We start from the raw sequence: 1726 nt of genomic DNA, 5'->3' as shown, positions 1-1726 counted from the left end.
AACCCGGCTGGATAGCTTATTCTAAAAAATTCTCACATAAAATCCTGCTAAAATGATGACATTCAAAAAGAAATGGTGGCGACACTCGATCATTGGGGTTATGCTCGTTGGGCTTGCTATAAACCTGATAGGCGAGGCTATTATCATCAAGGGGAATAGTCCCGAGGAGTTTGACCTTGGACATATGGCGCTCTGGTTCTGGATTGGCCTGTTCGGCATTGTTTCACTGAACGCCGGATTTTCATTTATTGCTGACGCTGTAAAGCAGCGAATTTATATGGAAATGGAGACGGGAGAAGCTCCTGGAAAGAAGCCGGAATCAAAACAATGAAAGGTTACCTCCATTAACATGCCCTATTGTGATTTGTGATTTCCGATTTCCGGAAGACCTGATCAGGCACATTTAACACAGCGGGTTGTGTAGGGCATAAATTTCAATCGGCCGAATGGGATTTCCTCTCCGCACTTTAAGCATTTTCCCAGCTTATCCTCCTTATGACGTTCAACGGCGCGTTCCAGTTTTTGCAGGTTTCTTTTCTTATCCCGCAGTGCCTTTTCGTTGATTGTCTTATTGTTGATGGCGTCCATTCTGGAAAGTCTGCCAATGGAATTATCGAGCGATATAGGTTTAGTCAATTCAATCAGCTCTTTGATCTCCTCTTTTGTAGATTCAATCTGTTCATGAATAATTTTGATGAGCTCTTCTTTTTCCCGGTCGGTCATTATTTTATTTAAACTGATTAAATTTTTTACGAGCTATAGAACAAATTCTCTATTTGTACGTAACATTGTAGCATGCGAAAGGTACCTAAAATAGCACTCTTTTTCTGCCTGGCAGGATTCATCAGTCTGCTTAGCAGTTCGGCTTATGGATCAGGGATTGAGAAAGAATCTTCAACTGTCCATTCAGAACTTACCTCTGCATCTGATGATGGCGATGCCTTACTCTACTCAACTCCATTCCCGGTTCTTCTTTTATCAGAAATTGAGATTACAAACGGTTCAGAAATTGAACCGAATGAATCTGATTCCGCATTTTCCTTACCTGCAGTCGATCTTCGTATTGAAAACAAAGAGTACCTGAAGAAATCAAGGCAGGTTTTAATCAGTCTTACAATTAGAGACCTGATCTTCCCTTTTCATACCCACCTCTGAGTCCATCTTTTACCGGGGAAACCTTCCCGGTCACACATCGATAAAAAATCGTAGTCAACTACACCTCTGTTCATAGATCATGATATCTGTATGCGGTGGTTGACTTTTTAATCAAGAAATTTCAAGAAAACAAAAAGATGGAAACAGATTTAACTTCAGTAATTATTGGATTGGCTTCACTTGCAATTTTTATGTTACCAATCGGCTACTATCAAATTCAGGAAAAGAAGGGCTTAAAAGAAGCAAAAAAACAATTTCTAAATAAAGCAGGCGATTTAGCATTTCAAACAGGTGATTTTGAGGTTCTCAGGAATCGTGCTTCAATTGGAATTGGTAAAAACCATGAGGAACTTCTCTACGTGAAAAGAAATCAATATCAGCTGATTGAATTAACGGATGTTGTTAACTGCTCAGATTACAAGAATCACAGGAAGGATTTGGGTAGTCACGATAGTGTTATTCAACAGGTTGGAATTCGCATTAAACTTCGACATGGATTGGATGCCAGACTACCCTTTTTTGAAGGTAAGGAAGGTACTTTGATCGGTGATGAGCAGATTATTGTCCGGCG

General features: G+C 40.0%; 4 protein-coding genes. 3 read left to right on the top strand and 1 reads right to left on the bottom strand.

The features are described 5' to 3' along the window. Positions 1–52: 52 nt before the first annotated feature. Entirely contained in the window at positions 53–331 is a 279-nt protein-coding gene (locus ACESM0_RS13150) for a hypothetical protein (protein ID WP_372906660.1), read from the top strand. Positions 332–393: 62 nt separating this feature from the next. On the opposite strand, the gene ACESM0_RS13145 is transcribed toward ACESM0_RS13150, so the two are convergent. Next, positions 394–723 carry a TraR/DksA family transcriptional regulator gene (locus tag ACESM0_RS13145; RefSeq protein ID WP_372906659.1) on the bottom strand — a complete coding sequence of 110 codons (330 nt, stop codon included), beginning with the start codon at positions 721–723 and terminating at the stop codon, positions 394–396. A gap of 72 nt (positions 724–795) precedes the next feature. Here ACESM0_RS13145 and ACESM0_RS13140 point away from each other — a divergent pair, with 72 nt between their 5' ends. Continuing rightward, complete coding sequence (locus ACESM0_RS13140) at positions 796–1155, top strand: hypothetical protein (RefSeq protein ID WP_372906658.1); 360 nt, start codon at positions 796–798, stop codon at positions 1153–1155. Positions 1156–1292: 137 nt separating this feature from the next. After that, the coding region (locus ACESM0_RS13135) for a hypothetical protein (protein WP_372906657.1) at positions 1293–1726 on the top strand (434 nt) is incomplete at its 3' end.

This window comes from Rhodohalobacter sp., assembly GCF_041686455.1.
Taxonomy (GTDB): Bacteria; Bacteroidota; Rhodothermia; order Balneolales; family Balneolaceae; genus Rhodohalobacter.
The sequence above is the reverse complement of the archived record's forward strand: the minus strand, read 5'-3'. Positions and strand labels throughout refer to the sequence as shown.